Origin of the sequence: Rossellomorea aquimaris (assembly GCF_020172085.1) — a bacterium.
Lineage (GTDB): Bacteria > Bacillota > Bacilli > Bacillales > Bacillaceae_B > Rossellomorea > Rossellomorea aquimaris_E.
In genome coordinates this window covers 520,955-536,937 of sequence record NZ_JAIVAT010000007.1, presented here as the reverse complement: position 1 = coordinate 536,937, position 15,983 = coordinate 520,955, and the positions used below count along the sequence as shown (strand labels likewise).

Below are 15,983 nucleotides of genomic sequence, written 5' to 3'. Positions count from 1 at the left end.
AGGGTTGCATTTTTCAAACCATATCAGAAACAGTTTTATATCCTTGATTAATGAAAAGCGAGAGAAAAATTTTCTTTCTTTCATCTTTAGCAATATCGTTATCTAAACAATAATCCAGGAATCCTAATAATGCTTTAACTGGGAAAATCGCTCCCTGAACAACTAAATTTTGGTCAATCGCTTGAGCTTTATCGGTGATTTTCCCGATATTTCGTTCTCCACTCCAATCGCTAGCTGTGACATACCCAAAGAAAGATACCTTTTTTCCTTTGTATCCGTTGTAATTAGGTATATACTCAGAAGCCATGTGAGAAGCAAGGTTTGCTGAAAGATGAAATTTCTTTTTGTAATTTTTCGCATCCATTATCCCAATCGTATCATCATCCACATGGAATAATATTTCAATTTCTGTGCGGTCGTCTGTTACAGGTTTTGGTCGAAGTTCCACTTCGAATCCAATAGCTTTTAAAACTTCAGCTGTTTTATCTTCAAAAACTAAATCATCCGTCTCATATACATAAGATTCAACGAAATCTTCATTTAGCGAAGTGAACTTATAATCCTTCAATAAAGAAACATATTTCTTAGCTTCGCTACTTGAAAACTCTTGCTCAAGGACCTTCATAATCTCTTCAACAGAGAGAGACTGAGGAACAGGATACGAAGACAGAAGTCGATGAACCTTTTTAATGCTCTTACTTCGATTTGTCGCTGGCCCTATTGCACCAAAAGCACTTGCTTTATAGCTGTCAACGTCTAATCCGGCATTTTGCGAATATCGTTCTAAAGAGATTAAATACCGTTTATTAAAAGGATATCTTCCTTCTACTTCATTAAGTTGAGCAGATGTTGATTTATGTTTCTCTGAAGGGACACGTAAAGCATCACCTCTGACATAATCAGCGAGTCCGGTGTAATCACAAAGCATCATAAAAGTATGTGCAACATCCCCGTGTGCCGACGCAAAATCTCGTGCTTCGTTATCTGAACGCTCTCTATGATCATACACACTAGCCACTTCTTTCTTGATTTCATCCTTTTCCTTTTCGCTTGCTTTTCGATACTCTAGGATTTTTTCTGTCACTAAAGACAACTCAACATCTTTCTTTGCCGTTAATGCAAAAAAAGTTATCTCCTCTTTAGTAATAAAATAACCAAGCTCCGGTTGGTTAACCAGCCTGACTAGGAAACGAGCAGGTCGAATCTGAAAATCGTCCTCAAATTTAGGGCGAAATCCACTTTCTAAAAAATAAGCATTCGGAATCTGCAAGGTTAATATTTGCTTTGAAATATTTTCTCGTATTTTATTTCCATTCAATAATGCTTCTCCCACTTTAGTGAGAGCTAACGTACCTAAAGGTGTAGTATATACATAACCGAAAGTCCTTAACATGGCAGCCCAGGTTCTTCCACCTGAACCATCATGACTGATATTATCTCGCTTGAGCTCTTCAGACGCTAGCACTTTTTCATAAAGCTTGTGGGCATCTCTGTTTCTTGACCAAACTGTTTGAAAGTCATCCGTAGCTGATTGGAGAGCTCGCAATGCATCAACATGAAATTTTGGGTCTCGTTCTGGACGTGTAATAAACCATACTTTTCTCAATGAGCTAGTCCTCCTTATCAGGTAATTTCAACTGTCTTATCAAACCTTCCAATTCCCGAAAACAAACACTTTCCTCAATAGAAAGCTTCCCCCTATAATTTAAGGATCCTAAATCAGCTAGGAGATCTGAAAATATGTCCAACTCCGTTGATATGAAATAGGAAAGTGATTCTTCAGACTCATCAGGTAAAGAACATAAAACTCTTGAGATTTTCAAGGATTTTTCACTGAACAAAGCTGAAAGGCTGTATTGCTCAATGGTAATTTGCTCATCGAGAACAGAAAGAACCTTTGAAAGTGAAGAAATTTGAATGTCTTCATTATTATTAAAAGCATCATTAAACCAATTTCCTCTTCTACCAGTGAGCTCACTTATTTTCTGATGCGAAAAGTTGGTTTCTACCACCAGACTTTGCACACTGTCCATCAACCTATATAGTAAAGCTTTCTTGACCAGCCTCTGAACAATATCAACTTTAATTATCAGCCCCTCCTTTCTATTTTTTTACATCTATTTAAAGTATAAATTGTCAGTGAGATTCCTATATCACCTTTTAGGATGATATAGGTGCACTATACTATTTTATTTTTATAAACACAAAAAAACCGAAAATCGCCTGGAGAATTATTGGTGAAACGGCTAACGATCGGAGTAACGGATATCGTGGTTCATTCACTTCGCAAGACCTTGTCTATCACCAGTATAAAGCCGGCACTGACATTTTGTTGCTGCAGGATATGTTAAATCACTCTTCGCCAGCCATTACGCTTCGATATATTAGAAATACGCAGGATGAAAAAGATCGAACTGTAATGACATTGGATTATAGCATTTATTCACTAAAATAGGAGTGACTTAAAGTCACTCCCCTGTCATTATTTCAAAGAACTCCACATCAGATTTTCTTACCCACTCTTTTCGATCATCTTCAAAACGTACAATGTAATGGGTAGGATCAGCAACTTTGATTATTCGCCCCCATTTAGCAGACTTCCCTTTAGTGATACATACTCTTTTTCCAATTCTTCTTTTCATGGGGATATCCTCCTTTCTCGATTAATGGTGTAAGTGACTCTCGATGTTACCTTCAATTTTAATTGTTCCTTTTTATATGGGAAAGCGATAAAAAATCCGGATAAACTTCCACAAATTCAATAATTACAAGGATTTATAACTAATCACTTATTGCAAAAAGTTGTTAAAAACACAACTTAATATTGTAAATAAAACAATAAATGAGATAATAATTGTAATATATACAACAAATTGGAGGGTTCGGATTGCCTAGACGGAGAATAAGACATTACCAGTACTACTGGGGATCGTTTACATTGGAGTGGTTTCGCGAATTAAGAAATAGTGACTTAGGTGGTCCTGATTTTCGAGTTTTATTTTTTTTATGCGAAAACATGAAACAAGAAGACAATATCGCATACCTTAAACAAAAGGAAATCGCTAGCCGCCTTCATATGGATAGAGGGAATGTATCCAAATGCATCAAGAGACTATATAGTGTTCAGTTTATTGCTAAATGTGAAAATGGATTTATGATAAATCCACACCTTTTTTCCGTCGGTCATACATATAGGCCAAACCGTGAAGACCTTCGCGAAAAGTTTAATGATTTGCTAAACACTGCTCCTTTTTACGAAGTGAATGAGGATGAGTTTATTTTAGAGGTGCATACAAATGATGAGAATGATGAAGTGTAACTTACAGCAGTAATTGAAAAGGTGTCAAGTGACAAGACAAAAAAAAGGGGACGCTCTAAAAAGAGCTTCTCTTCTTTAAATGAACTTTGCAATTACTCCACCAGCCCCCAAGAGGGACAAGGTGCCTGTTATAATCTTCGTTAGTCTGGATTTGGAAACATTGAATTCAAATGGTGTTTCATTGGTGTTATTTCGTGACTTTTCAATAGAGACATAGATGTATGCGCTAGAAGATTTGATGAAGAATGTCTTTTCTTTGAACTCGATTTTTACTTTGGTTTTCATTTGAAATTTCCCCTTTAACGTTGGTAGTTTCACCGGTAACCAGTGAACGGTACCTCGACTACCTGGTGCCTAGAACAGCTTCTTTAATGCTCCTTTTTTATAAATTTAAGGGGTACTTTCATAGTATAAGATAAATTGACCATATAAAAGAGGTTTTCAGGTTTTTTATGTTAGCTGAAATTTTTTCAACTTGATACAACTTTTTGATGAAGTAAAATAACTTTAAAGCCAGTATTTCCTACGGTTATCAACTTCTGTAGATTTATGATACTTCTAATAAATGACCATCTGTCCTGTTAGTATGAAGAATTCTATACGTTTTTTGCAATTTGTCCCGTTAGAGCGAAGAGTTTTATACGAAAGGTGGCATTTAAATGAGGGATCCATTTAGGAAATTTCTAAAAGAACACGATGAAAAAATTAAAGAAAAGTTTTTTGATTCCTTATTAGAAGAAATTGTAATGCTGAAAAAGGCGTTGATGTTGATGAAATTCGCCTCCAATTGATTTTTTGATATTGCATTTTTTCTTTACCGGTAGCTTCACTTCTATAGCGCGTACTAAAGGCCTATGCCCCTTAAGGGTATAGGCCTTTAGTTATTTAAGAAAACATATTTTAGTGAAGATACTTTATGAATTTACTCTTCATTTAGTAAATAAACTTTCTTGAAAACATTTTCACTTATACTCTTTAGGCTTGCCCCTTTCTCTTTTCTTCTATGCAAGAAAGCTTCTTTAAAGTACTTTTCTTGGTACTTTTTCTTTTGCTTCAACCTTGCTTCAGTTGGCTGCCTGTTTTGCTTAGTGAAGAATTTCTCGTACAGTTCTAAATATAAAGATGTAAGCCCAAATATCATGTCATATTTCTCAAATAGCTGTTTATCACTAAACACTAAGGTATCTTTATCTTTGACAAACAACCTTACCCCCGTTACAAATAGTCTGAACGGTTCCCTTGGTATTTTATTATTTTTGGCTTTTATAGCCATCCATTTTATTATCCGCTCTTCCTTGACTACTTCTTTAGTATCAAATAATTGTGACCACTCGCCCCAGTTTACATTTTGAATATCTTCTAGATGATAAAAAGACAATTTATAGTAATAGTCATAAATTTTCCTATTACCTCTGTCTTTTGGACGGCCTTCATCATTAGATGCAAAATCTCTTATTTGGTCCCAAAAAATTTTTTCTTGGATACCCTTGATGTTAAATTGTTCAACAAGCTTTCTTAATTCAGTCCCAAACTCGTAGGCATAAGCTACAACTCGCTGTTTATACTTGTTATTTAACCTTTCCTCTAATGCAGGAATAAATGTTTCCAAATACTCCTGCATTTTATTTGATTCTTCTAATTCCTGGGGAGTGAGCAGGCCTAAGTACGCCTTTTTTCCATCAATTTTTTTAATCAGTTTGGCCACTATTTTCACCCTTTAAAGTTTTAATCTTTTAAATTGCAAATTATCTAAAGCGAAGTAGATTTTTTGCATCAACTCAGCCGGAGGCAATTCTTCAAAATCTTTATCCTCCTGTTCATTTCCATCAACATTTAAAATAGAATAATTCCCTTCCTGAATATGGGCTCGAACCATCTGCTTCAACATCTCTTCTGCTAAGTATTCTTTTCGATTCTCTTCATCCTCCATTACCCGCTCATAGGCCGGATGCTTTATATAAAGGTCGAAAACCCAATTTCCATCTAAATTGTTTACATCAGATCTTTTCCCGTTTTCATCAGCGAAAGATCTAAAATCACTGAACGTGCTACCACTTCCCTCAGGATCTTGGTTAAAGTAAAAAGAGATTTTAGATCCTTTCGAAAGTTCTTGAGCTGTTTCATAAGCGGAAAAATCTTGTGCTGCACTTATTCTTGCTCTTAATTCAACCTTGCCTTTGTCTAATTTTGATTCATAAATGTCCTGTAAAAAAAGGATATCCGGGCATTTAATTTCAATTTTTTCAAAAGCATTTAGCACGATATCTCTGTTCAAATAGACCGATTCAATTAACTCATTACTTTGTTCTGCATTGTGTGTAGTTAAATGGAACGCAATGAATGCTTTATCAGTTGTATTGTTTTCAATGGTATATTTTATATCCTTCAAGCTTTCATTGGTATTAACCCTCTTGGATTCTTGATGAGGAAAACTAATACTAGAGTTTTGCACCAAGAAAGGATGCCCAGATACAGTCACAGGTGTTAAATCATAATACAAAGGTATCTGTTTATTTATTTGCTTACCAGCACAGACCACTTCTAGGTTAAGTATATTCTTTTCAAATTTGACTAAAGGTGCATCAATCAATAAATCAAATGGACCAAAAGTTTCCTCAGTCGATCCTTGAATATCCTTTATACTAGTAGCTATATTCTTCACTTCACGATTTTGGCATAATACATTTAGTTTGTATTGCACCTTTTTAGTTGAGCCCAAATTATTCTTTATCTTGAATTTAATGTTCTTAATTTGATCTCCTGTGAACAGTTGCTTATTATCACGGTTCGAAGGGAAATCCATTCCTGCCCAGCTAAGTTCGATTTTGTTTTTTTTGGTTCCTCTGTTGCCAACAGCATCAATGTTCATTGTGTTTAAAAATGAATCTAAACCTTGTGATATTTCTGTTAATTCCTGTCTTAATCGTTCGTCTTCACTTCGTTGCTTTTTAAACAACCCTAGTTCTTCCATAAATGCTTTGTGCTCGTTGCTTACTTCGAATTTGATTTTCTGGAAACACTTTTTAGATTTATTTTTAACGCCATAATGTTCGAGATTTTCATTTTCGGCTAATTCTTTTTCCCAATCACGATCAACCTCAATGAAACCAAAGTATTTTTTTTGAATTTTTGCAGGTATATCCAAATCGATCTTACCAATTTTCATATCTCTTCGGTAAAAAGATACACCACGTAATTCTTCACTTATTTCAGATTCAGAAACAAACAGCTGAATTCTTTTTACCTCATAATAACCAGGGACCATAAATGAAGACTTCTTCCAAGCTTTCCATCCATTTTTTTCCTCAAGAGCATCTTTATATTCAGAAGGAACTTCTGCTTTCTCTGTCATTCCATTATATTCAATTAAAATAGTGGCATTATATTTTAATATAATCCTCCACCAGGTCTCTTCAATATCTTTTTTAAAATCACCATTTTTTATGGCGGTAACAATTTCATCTTTTGGATTAGCAATGATAATTCTACTTCCGACTCTATTAATAGGATCAATTCCAGTGTTATCTCTAATAAAGGAGTGGGCTCTCTCCCCTTCATAAGCTACTTTTCCAACATTCAATATGTTTCCTTCCAGCATTTTATAGTTCGCTCTGTAGCCTTCTTCTTCTGTAAGAGTTTCAAAGAAAAAGTTATAATCCTTAGAGGCAGCTGAAAAAAGCAACTTTCCACGGCCAAACAGACCCGCCCCTTCATTACCACCCGAGTAATTCATGGCCGAAAAACGGGCCAACTTATAATCTGGATGCAAGTCACCTGACATTCTATTAATTTGATCCATAGGAATATTTGGGCCTGTCATACCTGTAGTTCCCCAATCTTCCATCGCAAGGAAAGTGCCCATATCATTTTCTATAAGTTGAAATTTAGCACCCCAATTCGTACCCTTTCTATTGTTTTTTGCTCCCCACATATTTTGAAGACCGTCTTTTTGAAGACCATGAACTAACCCTTTTGCCGGTTCAGTTTCATATCCTGCAACAACTTGATCAATATTTGACCTCCAGTTTGTTGGTACTTGAATCGCGGAATCTTCTATCATAAAGTCTCCCCCTTATAATTTAAATTCGATTTCTTCCTGTTCCTCCTGAAATTTACTCTTGGTATTTTTAAGTTCTCTTTCTATTGCTGCGAAAATCTTCCTTACTTCTTCATCTGTGTAGTTGTAATTTCCTTTGTTCGCACAGTTTCCCAGCAACTTAAGTGTCTTTAAAATTTTATTTGTCCTTTGCTCAGCAATCTTTTTAAATCTTTCATGTTTTTCTCTATTTAAATCACTCAAAATGTATCACCTCTATATCAATATATATCTTATATTCACATAATAGTTTATTTTATTATCAAAATCAACCAATACATTTTGATAATATAGATTACATATGAAAAATATAATATTTTTTTAGATTAAATATGATTGTTTTTATGCTTTATCGGAAATATTAACAAGGAACATATACTCTATTAATATATTCTATGGGAATAACCCATTCATACTTCATTTCATCGATTAACAGAGTAAACTCAATATAATATCCGTCAACCTTTCGTCTAACAGTATATTCCTATCATTTAGTTATTTTTGGAATTTATCAAGAGTAGAAGACTTGAAAACTCCTTGAGAATAATACATCTTACGCTGAAAACCACTTACCGATGGGAACAATTCTTTCTCCATAACATTCCATTTAATTAATGACAAGAGAAGCCTTCTTTACAAAGATTCACAGCCTCTTCTTTATCATATTTTCAGTATTGAAGAATTAACAACCATATTGTGGGCCTTTAAACACTTCACTGATATGCCAATCTATAAACGAACGATCAGGCTGATAATAAGACTGAATTGGCTCACGTACCGCCTGACCATTAAACCTCATCAACCACTCTTCAAACCCATTACTCCCATGTGCATCCTGAGAAACTACCATCCTTCTCTCAGGAGTAAAAGTAAAGACTCCCCTATCAAATAGCTTATGGTGCAAAGAACACAAAGCTATTCCATTTTCTTCAGTATCCGGACCACCAGCTTGATGCCATTTAATATGGGCTGCTTCGACCCCTACCAGTGTATGCGCTAGTCTTACATTATAACCACAAACAGCACAACTGTACCCGTAAGCCCTTAAAATCCTCTCCCTGAATTTCGGATCCCTCTTCTTTTTCGTATAAACTGTGAAATCCAGTCCAACCGCATCTAGAATATCTTGGTGGATTGTTTCGGGAAAGTGACTATCTAATATAATATGGGCAATCTCCTGGACCAGCTTGGGATCATTTTTCAAAAGATAATAAACTTCCGGGGTGAATCCCCCGGCAACTTCATCAGACAGCAATTGACGATTACTCGGACTCTTTGCATTTGCTTCTTTATCCAGAATCCATATCCCGTCTCTCCTCAATCGTACAAATGGTTCTTCAGGATAATAGGATTTCCTGAGAGGTCCAAATTCCCTCAACAGTTCTGTCAACTTCTCCCTTGTAACCTCATAACTTATAAATCTGGTTGCTTCTGCTTGAAGCTTCCCCAACGCAAACAAGATCAACAATGGTTTATGGGGAGCTCTCTGGTCCCCTTTCTTCCATATAGACAGATTATTAATTCTTTCCTTTAGCTCAAAGCTGTTCATCATTTTCCACCACTCATAGAGATTTATTTCTTCCTATAATATAGGTAAGTTGGAACTTCCAATGAATCAATCCTTTACCTCAATCAGGAACACCTTCCCCTGAAATCCCCCACGTTTCTCAGCCTTATCTTTCCGTACTGCTTCTACTTCTTCAATGGTAAATCCATGCTGCTTAGACAAAGCCCTGACAACCTCCAAGAGATCAGCAAGCTCTTCCACAGCTTCTCCATCCGTTTCAGCCGCACAGTATTCATCAAGTTCCTCATAAGCTTTTTCTTTTAAGTACTGTATGTAGTCTTCATCGTTGAGGATCTTTGTTGAAAACTCCTTACCTTTACTTTCAATAATCTGTGGGATTTTATCCCGTACTAACTTGTTGTAGGACGGCATGTTGGTGACCTCCTATGGATTATATTACCTATATTTTAACATTTTATTAAGTGGTTCATTACGCAAAGATCGTACCTCCAGTCCATTTCTTACTTTTTTCATTTTCCTTTTAGTCATCTTCATAAGTGTTTCATTCGGAAATGAACGGCGGCAAAAATAATTCTTTATTTTTTTACATATTTTTCAATAATCCAATCACCTGTTCGTGGTGTGTGCTTTCCCCCGATTTGATAATGGGTTTAAAAAGGGGAGAATTCTTTGGTAAAAGAAGAAAATAAGCCTTTTGCGAAGACACTGGGACAACTATTGAAACGGGGAAGATATGAACGTGGAATGACACAGGCGGAGTTTGCCTGGACTATTCACATGTCAGAGGAAGGCTACGGGATGATTGAGCGCGGAAAAAGAATCCCAAGTGCACTTACACTGAACAGCATACATAATAATACCGGAATTAGTATTGACCGTATCTTTCAGGAAATTGATAGAATAGAAAAAGAGAAGAAACTTAAAGAGGATTGACTTGGTAGTTTAAATGGGGGGATTACCATCGAGAAACAAGAATTCATCCTATTAAAAGGGAAGAAAACATACAATTTTATGATTGTCGGCTTTACCCGTGAACATAGTTATGGGGAGATATATTTTACAGATGATAATAGAAGGACTTCTATATATAGGGGTTCGGATGTGAAAGAAGTAATAAAGTTAGCTAAGAGAGAAAGCCGCAGCTTACGTCGGGAGTAAGCTGCGGCTTTGTTTGAATGACTAATTGTAGGTTATTTTACTTTTGCAATCTTAAGTTATACGCCTTATCAATAAATCTAGTTATCTGCTCTAAGGTATCTACCCACTCCAACCTTATATACACTTCACCCGGCGTGAGCTTTCCTTTATCCGATTCTTCATATACATGACCGAGCATCTTATCAATTTCTTTCTGCATGTTCATTGCCGTTTCTGTATGACGTCTTTTACCAAGGTGGAGTACAAAACACGCCTTCCTTGCAGACGTAATAGTGGCGAATTTATATGGAGATCTTTTGCTTACATATCCTATACAATCTGTACGAATACCATTATTAGTACGTTCGTGATAATCTGCTACTTCTTCTTTGTAAGGACTCTTTTCGTATAAGTAATGATCTACTTCCTCTGCCAAAGCAATTGCTTTCTCTGTCTTAAACAAGCTATAATAATATTCTTTTGACTTCAATGGGACCTGTTCAGTCACCCATCCAAAATACAATTGAACTCCATTTACATTAACTGGCCCTACAACAGCATCCTTCTTTGCCTTTACGCCAAATAGATTCACAAACTCCCTGTAATCCTCAAACCACTTCGCTTGTTGATTAAAGGAATGAACCAGCATTAACGCATGTTGAGCATGAACGTTTTTGGCTTCAATTACTGCTGAAGCTGTCCGATGGAATAACTGATACCTTGTATTTAATACCTCTTCTTCATTAAGACCCAACAATTCCAAAATGGAACGTAATCTATTTATCTTCCCTATACTTGGATTATCACCTTTCCAAACCCTCACTTCTTCTCCAAACGGTTCTGACACTTTTCCTTCAACCATTATTGGGAGCAATACACCATCCGCGTTTGCCAGAAGGTAAAGATCATTTTGAGATGAAGCTCCACCTCCTGGAAGTGAAACTTTGTATTCAGGAAATCCATACAAGACTTTCACATTTTCAAGAAGTGAAATATTACTATTTGCAAATGCTATTTCTACACTGGATGGAAGATTGTCAGCACTTTCCCAAGACTTTGCTAATTCATATGCGGAATATGATGGCTTCCATTGTTTTTCCGGATCCGCTAAGAACTCCTTCCAAGAATTTATCCCTTTTGTAGGAACAAAATATTTACCCATGATTACCTCCTCCTTTTAGGTAAAAAAATATCTATAAACCATTTTCATGTGTAATATTATGGTAACATAAAAGGAGTATTTTACTAGTATTGAACGAAACGAGGAACCATTAATGCCCATAGCAGAAAGAGACTACTGGAATGACGATCGGTATAGACCCAAAAACAAGAAAGCTCCCAAATGGTCATGGGGAGTAATCGGATTTATCCTCCTTGCGTTGTTCGCCAGCGGCTTACCAATGAAGATTTACAACGAAATCACGGTACAGCAGGAACAAAAAATACGAAACTATCTACAGGAGAGAGAGCAATATTTCAGCTCCAGCGATCAAAGCTTCAAACAGCTGATGACAAAGATCAATGCTTCCAACGGAAATCTTTCATCCCTGACTCTCGACATCAATGAGACCGACATGATGCTCACTCAAAATTATCAGAAGCTCATTGATCTCAATCCTCCTGGGGAATTCCAGGAACTGCACGACAAAACCATCGAACTGTACGTCATCAAACAGGCGGCCGTCGACTATTTGCTGTCATCGGCAAATGCCAAAACCTATCATTCTGAAATAATCTCTACTTATATAGAAGAAAGTAATCGAAAAATGAGTGATTTACGTCCATTGATGATTGAAGGATTGCAGAAAGCTGATCTGCGTTATCGTATTGAGCAGGATGGGACGTTGACTTATTGGGTAAAGGATCATTATTCGAGGAGTTTGGAGTAGGCTTAATAAGAAAAGGTCCGTCCCTGAGAACCTTTGAATAGGTTTAGGGACGGACCTTTGTTTTTCAAATTAGAATGTTATTTGCGAAGATCATAGCTTTTGTGAAGTTAATGGTCTGCTTTATCCTACCTGACACGGCTCAAGTTTTCACAAATAAATACGATAATAACAATATCAAACCACCAAGGAGAAATTCATGCTATTGTTCCTAAATTTTTTAAAGAAGAAGAGTGAGCCAAAACCAAAACAAGCTACTAGTATTTCACCACCAAAACTTAAAAGAACGAATGAACAAATCGCCACAAGAAAAGGAGAACTAGGAGAATACAAAATTGATATCCAACTAGATCAACTGCCCAAGTCTTACCGCCACCTAAGCGATCTCCTTATACCCAATCCAAAAGCGAAGTCCGGCTATTCACAAATTGACCATGTGGTGATCACTCCATACGCGATCTTTACTATTGAAACGAAAAACTATCAGGGTACCATTTATGGCGGGAAAGATCGAAGTACATGGCTGGTCAATGGTAAATTCAAAATGATGAATCCTTTTATACAGAACTATGGACACATTAAAGCACTCTCTTCATTTATTGATGAGAGGTACCATGATTTATTTATTTCCATAGTTTCTTTTACAAAGCGCTCTACATTTAAAGTGGATTTGGATTACCGTAAAATCGCTTCTAACGAATTGATTGTGTATGACATAGAGTTGTCGGAGTTTATCCATCGGAAGGAATCAGTCTTGAAAATCCAGCATACAGAACCTTATTTAAATGAGAGTGATATGTCGTCTATTTATCAAGATTTCTTAAATGCAAATATTAATGACCTAAAAGTTAGAGAAGAACATAAGCGAGTATTGAATGAAACTGAACAGAAGACCAGTTCACGTTCTACTTGTGCAGTTTGCAATAAGCCTGTTTCTGATAAGGTTAGGGCGTATTGTTTAGCGAAACATACTTTTAAGGGGGAAATTTATTGTTATGAGCATCAGAAAACTATCAATAAATAGTTCAGCTCATTAATTAAATCTAAAACCCTCATTTAGAAAGTTAGTTCGCCTAATAATTAGTAAACAACAATGATGGTATAAAAAAATAGCTGCCTACAATGCGATATCTTTACGCATCGTAGGCAGGTACCAACACAAACATTCCCACAAAGAATTTCTTCCCACTCTTAATACACCTTCTCAATCCCATCCACCACAGAAACCAAAAAAGTCCTCATCACCTGCTCAGCCCTCTTAGTCAACAACTCCGAAGCCCTTCCAATCGCCTCATCCAAAGTCATAGGTCCATCTACAATACTATGGACACTCTTAACCCCAAACTCGTATAAAGACTCAATTCCTTCTCCCACACTACCAGCAAAAACAATCGTTGGAACTCTTTTTTCCTTCGCTGCCTGCGCAACACCCATAGGCGTTTTCCCTGAAGCCGTTTGATAATCAACTTGCCCTTCTCCTGTTAGGACGAGAATGGCAGATTCGAGGGAAGCCTTGAATTGAGTTGCTTCAATGACGACATCGATCCCTCTTTCCATTTTTGCCGGGAAGAAGGCGAGGAATGCTCCACCAATGCCACCAGCTGCTCCTGCTCCTGCTCCTGGGTGATCATGAAGGTGAATTCCGGTCTGTTCATAAACCCGGTCAGCCCAGTTTTCCATTCCCTTTTCCAATTCTTTCACCATAACCGGAGTGGCTCCTTTTTGTGGGCCGAATACATGTGTTGCCCCGGTTGGTCCCAGTAATGGATTTTGAACATCTGACGCAATCAGGAAGGTCGATTCTTGTATTCTAGGATCGAAATCAGAAACATCAATCTCTTTGATATCAATCAGCTTTTTTCCGGCTGGAGTAATTTCACTTCCAGTAGAATCATAGAATGTCATCCCTAATGCATGGAGCATGCCGGTACCGCCATCGTTTGTAGCACTTCCTCCAATGGCGAGAATGAAGTGTCTGTATCCCTGATCTAAAGCTTCTTTAATCAACTGACCGGTTCCGTATGTGGAAGCTTCCATAGGATTCAGATTGCTCTTATCCACCAGGGCTATGCCGGATGCTTCCGCCATTTCGATGACGCATGTGCTGGAATGCCCGAGACAGCCAAAGGTTGCGTTCACTGTGTTACCCAATGGTCCATTTACACTCACCTCTTCATAATGTCCACCGGTTGTTTGCACGAGGCATGTCATGGTGCCTTCTCCGCCGTCGGCCATTGGCATCGATACCGTCTTGATTCCCGGATGGGCTCTTTTCACTCCCTCCTCTATGGCCGAGGCGGCTTCTATTGCGGTCATACTCCCTTTAAAGGAATCTGGGGCAATGACGACTTTCATCTCCATTCCGTTCCACCTCCTTCTTTAATCAAGCCCTGATACGAGTGTTCTGGTATCAGGGTGTACATTCTTTTCTTCTTCCCGTATGAATCGTGAATGGTTGATGTTCATGATTCCTTCTTTAAAGATTCTGTTGTCCATTTCTTTTAACGTGTCGGCGATGATCGGTTTGAATTCCATTAGATCAAGGACATCCTTTTGCAGGTCGAATCCCGGGGCAATCTCGGTAAGCAGTAATCCTTCTTTCGTTAGAACAAACACTGCACGCTCTGTCACATACATCACTTCTTGATTGTGTTTCGCTGCGTATTCCCCGCTGAATGTGATTTGGTTCACCCGTTTGGTGAATTTTTTGATCGTGCCTTGTTGAAGGATTTTCACTTCCCCATGCTGGATGAATGATTTGGCTCCTCCTGTAAAGGTTGTGCAGAAGACCACTTTCTTGGCGGATTGGGTAATATCAATGAATCCTCCGCAGCCAACTGCACGATTTCCGAATTTCGAAACATTCACATTCCCGCGTTCATCGACTTCGGCTGCACCCATGAAGGTAACATCTACGCCCGCTCCATGGTAATAGTCAAATAGATATTCGTGATCCAAAATAGCCGATGCATTTCGCGCCACTCCGAATTCGTTCGCTCCGATCGGGACTCCCCCAATGATTCCTGATTCGAGTGTTAGGATCAGGTCCTGTCCGATTCCTTCTTCATTCGTAATCGGTCCAATCACATCACCGGGGATCCCTATCCCTAAGTTCACCACGGATTTCTTTCCTAATTCCAATGTCGCCCTTCTGCCTATCACCTTTCGGGCATCAAGTGGGATAGGAGGAAGACTTCCTGTTGGTGTCTTCAAGTCACCAGAGAACACGGGAGAAAACACCGTGCTTGGAACTTGGCGATGCTCCGTTTCCGGATGATCTGCTACCACAAACCCGTCTACCAGATAACCCGGAACCACGACATCTTTTGGATGCATGGAATCCTTTTTCGCTACATATTTCACCTGGCTGATGACTTTTCCACCGTACGCTTTAGCCGCCTGGGCAGCAGACAGAATCTCCAGTTTCAACGGTTCCTCTTCCGTCGTGATATTTCCATCTTCATCAATACTCGTTCCTCTGATAAAGACATAGTCGAACGGGATGGAAGCATACAGGAGTAATTCCTGACCCTCAATCTCCAGAAGAGTCACCAAGTCTTTCTGGGATTGTGTTCTTTCATTAAACTTCCCGCCATCGATTCTCGGATCGACGAACGTACCGATTCCGACAGGGGAAATCTGTCCAGGCAGTTTATTCGCCATCGCTCTCAATAAATGGGTCAGTTGTCCTTGTGGCCAGCAATAGCATTCCACCTTGTTCTCTTCTATTAATCTTCTTAATTTAGGCGCGAGCCCCCAGTGACCTCCGATGACACGGGAGACCAGTCCTTCTTCCGCGATATATTCGATTCCATTCTGTCGGTCTGACTGGCCGGCTGTATGGAACACGGTCAGGTTATTCGGGGTGCCGGTTTCTTTAAACCGTCTGCCGATTGCTTTCAGGATCTTGTCGCATTGCCCCATTCCGCCAAATCCCACGAGAGCAATGGTACTTCCGTTAGGGATGCTTGCTGCAAGCTCCTCTGCTTTCATCATAAGACTCATGAGTGATCACTC

Annotated in this window: 17 protein-coding genes; 5 read left to right on the top strand and 12 right to left on the bottom strand. The window is 38.2% G+C overall.

Annotated elements, in window-relative coordinates; all coding sequences use genetic code 11:
- Nucleotides 1-13: 13 nt before the first annotated feature.
- From LCL96_RS15265 to LCL96_RS15255, 3 genes are all read right to left on the bottom strand, one after another.
- Nucleotides 14-1,606: an AlwI family type II restriction endonuclease gene (locus LCL96_RS15265; protein ID WP_224942391.1), complete on the bottom strand. Its 1,593-nt coding sequence runs from the start codon at nucleotides 1,604-1,606 to the stop codon at nucleotides 14-16.
- Between the two features lie 4 nt (nucleotides 1,607-1,610).
- Complete coding sequence (locus tag LCL96_RS15260; RefSeq protein WP_224942390.1) at nucleotides 1,611-2,024, bottom strand: hypothetical protein; 414 nt, start codon at nucleotides 2,022-2,024, stop codon at nucleotides 1,611-1,613.
- A 444-nt stretch (nucleotides 2,025-2,468) separates the two neighbouring features.
- Entirely contained in the window at nucleotides 2,469-2,642 is a 174-nt protein-coding gene (locus tag LCL96_RS15255) for a hypothetical protein (RefSeq protein ID WP_224942389.1), read from the bottom strand.
- Between the two features lie 296 nt (nucleotides 2,643-2,938).
- On the opposite strand from LCL96_RS15255, the gene LCL96_RS15250 reads away from it, so the two are divergent.
- On the top strand, nucleotides 2,939-3,319 hold the full coding sequence (locus LCL96_RS15250) for a MarR family transcriptional regulator (RefSeq protein WP_224942388.1): 381 nt from the start codon (nucleotides 2,939-2,941) through the stop codon (nucleotides 3,317-3,319).
- A 75-nt stretch (nucleotides 3,320-3,394) separates the two neighbouring features.
- Here the strand turns inward: LCL96_RS15250 and LCL96_RS15245 are convergent, their stop codons facing one another.
- Nucleotides 3,395-3,604 (bottom strand): hypothetical protein, encoded by a 210-nt coding sequence (locus LCL96_RS15245; RefSeq protein ID WP_224942387.1) that lies wholly within the window; start codon nucleotides 3,602-3,604, stop codon nucleotides 3,395-3,397.
- A gap of 374 nt (nucleotides 3,605-3,978) precedes the next feature.
- Here LCL96_RS15245 and LCL96_RS23465 point away from each other — a divergent pair, with 374 nt between their 5' ends.
- On the top strand, nucleotides 3,979-4,110 hold the full coding sequence (locus tag LCL96_RS23465; RefSeq protein ID WP_263628192.1) for a hypothetical protein: 132 nt from the start codon (nucleotides 3,979-3,981) through the stop codon (nucleotides 4,108-4,110).
- Nucleotides 4,111-4,241: 131 nt separating this feature from the next.
- Here LCL96_RS23465 and LCL96_RS15240 read toward each other — a convergent pair whose 3' ends face one another.
- From LCL96_RS15240 to LCL96_RS15220, 5 genes are all read right to left on the bottom strand, one after another.
- Nucleotides 4,242-5,024, bottom strand: coding sequence for a hypothetical protein (locus LCL96_RS15240; RefSeq protein WP_224942386.1), 783 nt, complete (start codon nucleotides 5,022-5,024; stop codon nucleotides 4,242-4,244).
- A gap of 12 nt (nucleotides 5,025-5,036) precedes the next feature.
- On the bottom strand, nucleotides 5,037-7,379 hold the full coding sequence (locus LCL96_RS15235; RefSeq protein WP_224942385.1) for a hypothetical protein: 2,343 nt from the start codon (nucleotides 7,377-7,379) through the stop codon (nucleotides 5,037-5,039).
- Between the two features lie 12 nt (nucleotides 7,380-7,391).
- On the bottom strand, nucleotides 7,392-7,619 hold the full coding sequence (locus LCL96_RS15230) for a hypothetical protein (RefSeq protein ID WP_224942383.1): 228 nt from the start codon (nucleotides 7,617-7,619) through the stop codon (nucleotides 7,392-7,394).
- A 478-nt stretch (nucleotides 7,620-8,097) separates the two neighbouring features.
- Nucleotides 8,098-8,964 (bottom strand): phosphorothioated DNA-binding restriction endonuclease, encoded by an 867-nt coding sequence (locus tag LCL96_RS15225; RefSeq protein WP_224943479.1) that lies wholly within the window; start codon nucleotides 8,962-8,964, stop codon nucleotides 8,098-8,100.
- Between the two features lie 66 nt (nucleotides 8,965-9,030).
- Nucleotides 9,031-9,354 carry a nucleoside triphosphate pyrophosphohydrolase gene (locus LCL96_RS15220; protein WP_224942381.1) on the bottom strand — a complete coding sequence of 108 codons (324 nt, stop codon included), beginning with the start codon at nucleotides 9,352-9,354 and terminating at the stop codon, nucleotides 9,031-9,033.
- Nucleotides 9,355-9,612: 258 nt separating this feature from the next.
- Between LCL96_RS15220 and LCL96_RS15215 the strand changes: the two genes are divergently transcribed.
- Entirely contained in the window at nucleotides 9,613-9,876 is a 264-nt protein-coding gene (locus tag LCL96_RS15215) for a helix-turn-helix transcriptional regulator (protein WP_224942378.1), read from the top strand.
- A gap of 262 nt (nucleotides 9,877-10,138) precedes the next feature.
- Here the strand turns inward: LCL96_RS15215 and LCL96_RS15210 are convergent, their stop codons facing one another.
- Entirely contained in the window at nucleotides 10,139-11,242 is a 1,104-nt protein-coding gene (locus tag LCL96_RS15210) for a DUF6946 family protein (protein ID WP_224942377.1), read from the bottom strand.
- Nucleotides 11,243-11,354: 112 nt separating this feature from the next.
- Between LCL96_RS15210 and LCL96_RS15205 the strand changes: the two genes are divergently transcribed.
- Nucleotides 11,355-11,969, top strand: coding sequence for a hypothetical protein (locus LCL96_RS15205; RefSeq protein WP_224942375.1), 615 nt, complete (start codon nucleotides 11,355-11,357; stop codon nucleotides 11,967-11,969).
- 196 nt (nucleotides 11,970-12,165) lie between these two features.
- Nucleotides 12,166-12,990, top strand: coding sequence for a nuclease-related domain-containing protein (locus LCL96_RS15200; protein ID WP_224942373.1), 825 nt, complete (start codon nucleotides 12,166-12,168; stop codon nucleotides 12,988-12,990).
- Nucleotides 12,991-13,157: 167 nt separating this feature from the next.
- Here the strand turns inward: LCL96_RS15200 and LCL96_RS15195 are convergent, their stop codons facing one another.
- Both LCL96_RS15195 and LCL96_RS15190 read right to left on the bottom strand, forming a co-directional pair.
- Entirely contained in the window at nucleotides 13,158-14,327 is a 1,170-nt protein-coding gene (locus LCL96_RS15195) for a glycerate kinase (RefSeq protein WP_318246435.1), read from the bottom strand.
- Between the two features lie 18 nt (nucleotides 14,328-14,345).
- Nucleotides 14,346-15,971 carry an acyl CoA:acetate/3-ketoacid CoA transferase gene (locus LCL96_RS15190; RefSeq protein ID WP_224942371.1) on the bottom strand — a complete coding sequence of 542 codons (1,626 nt, stop codon included), beginning with the start codon at nucleotides 15,969-15,971 and terminating at the stop codon, nucleotides 14,346-14,348.
- Between the last annotated feature and the right edge of the window lie 12 nt (nucleotides 15,972-15,983).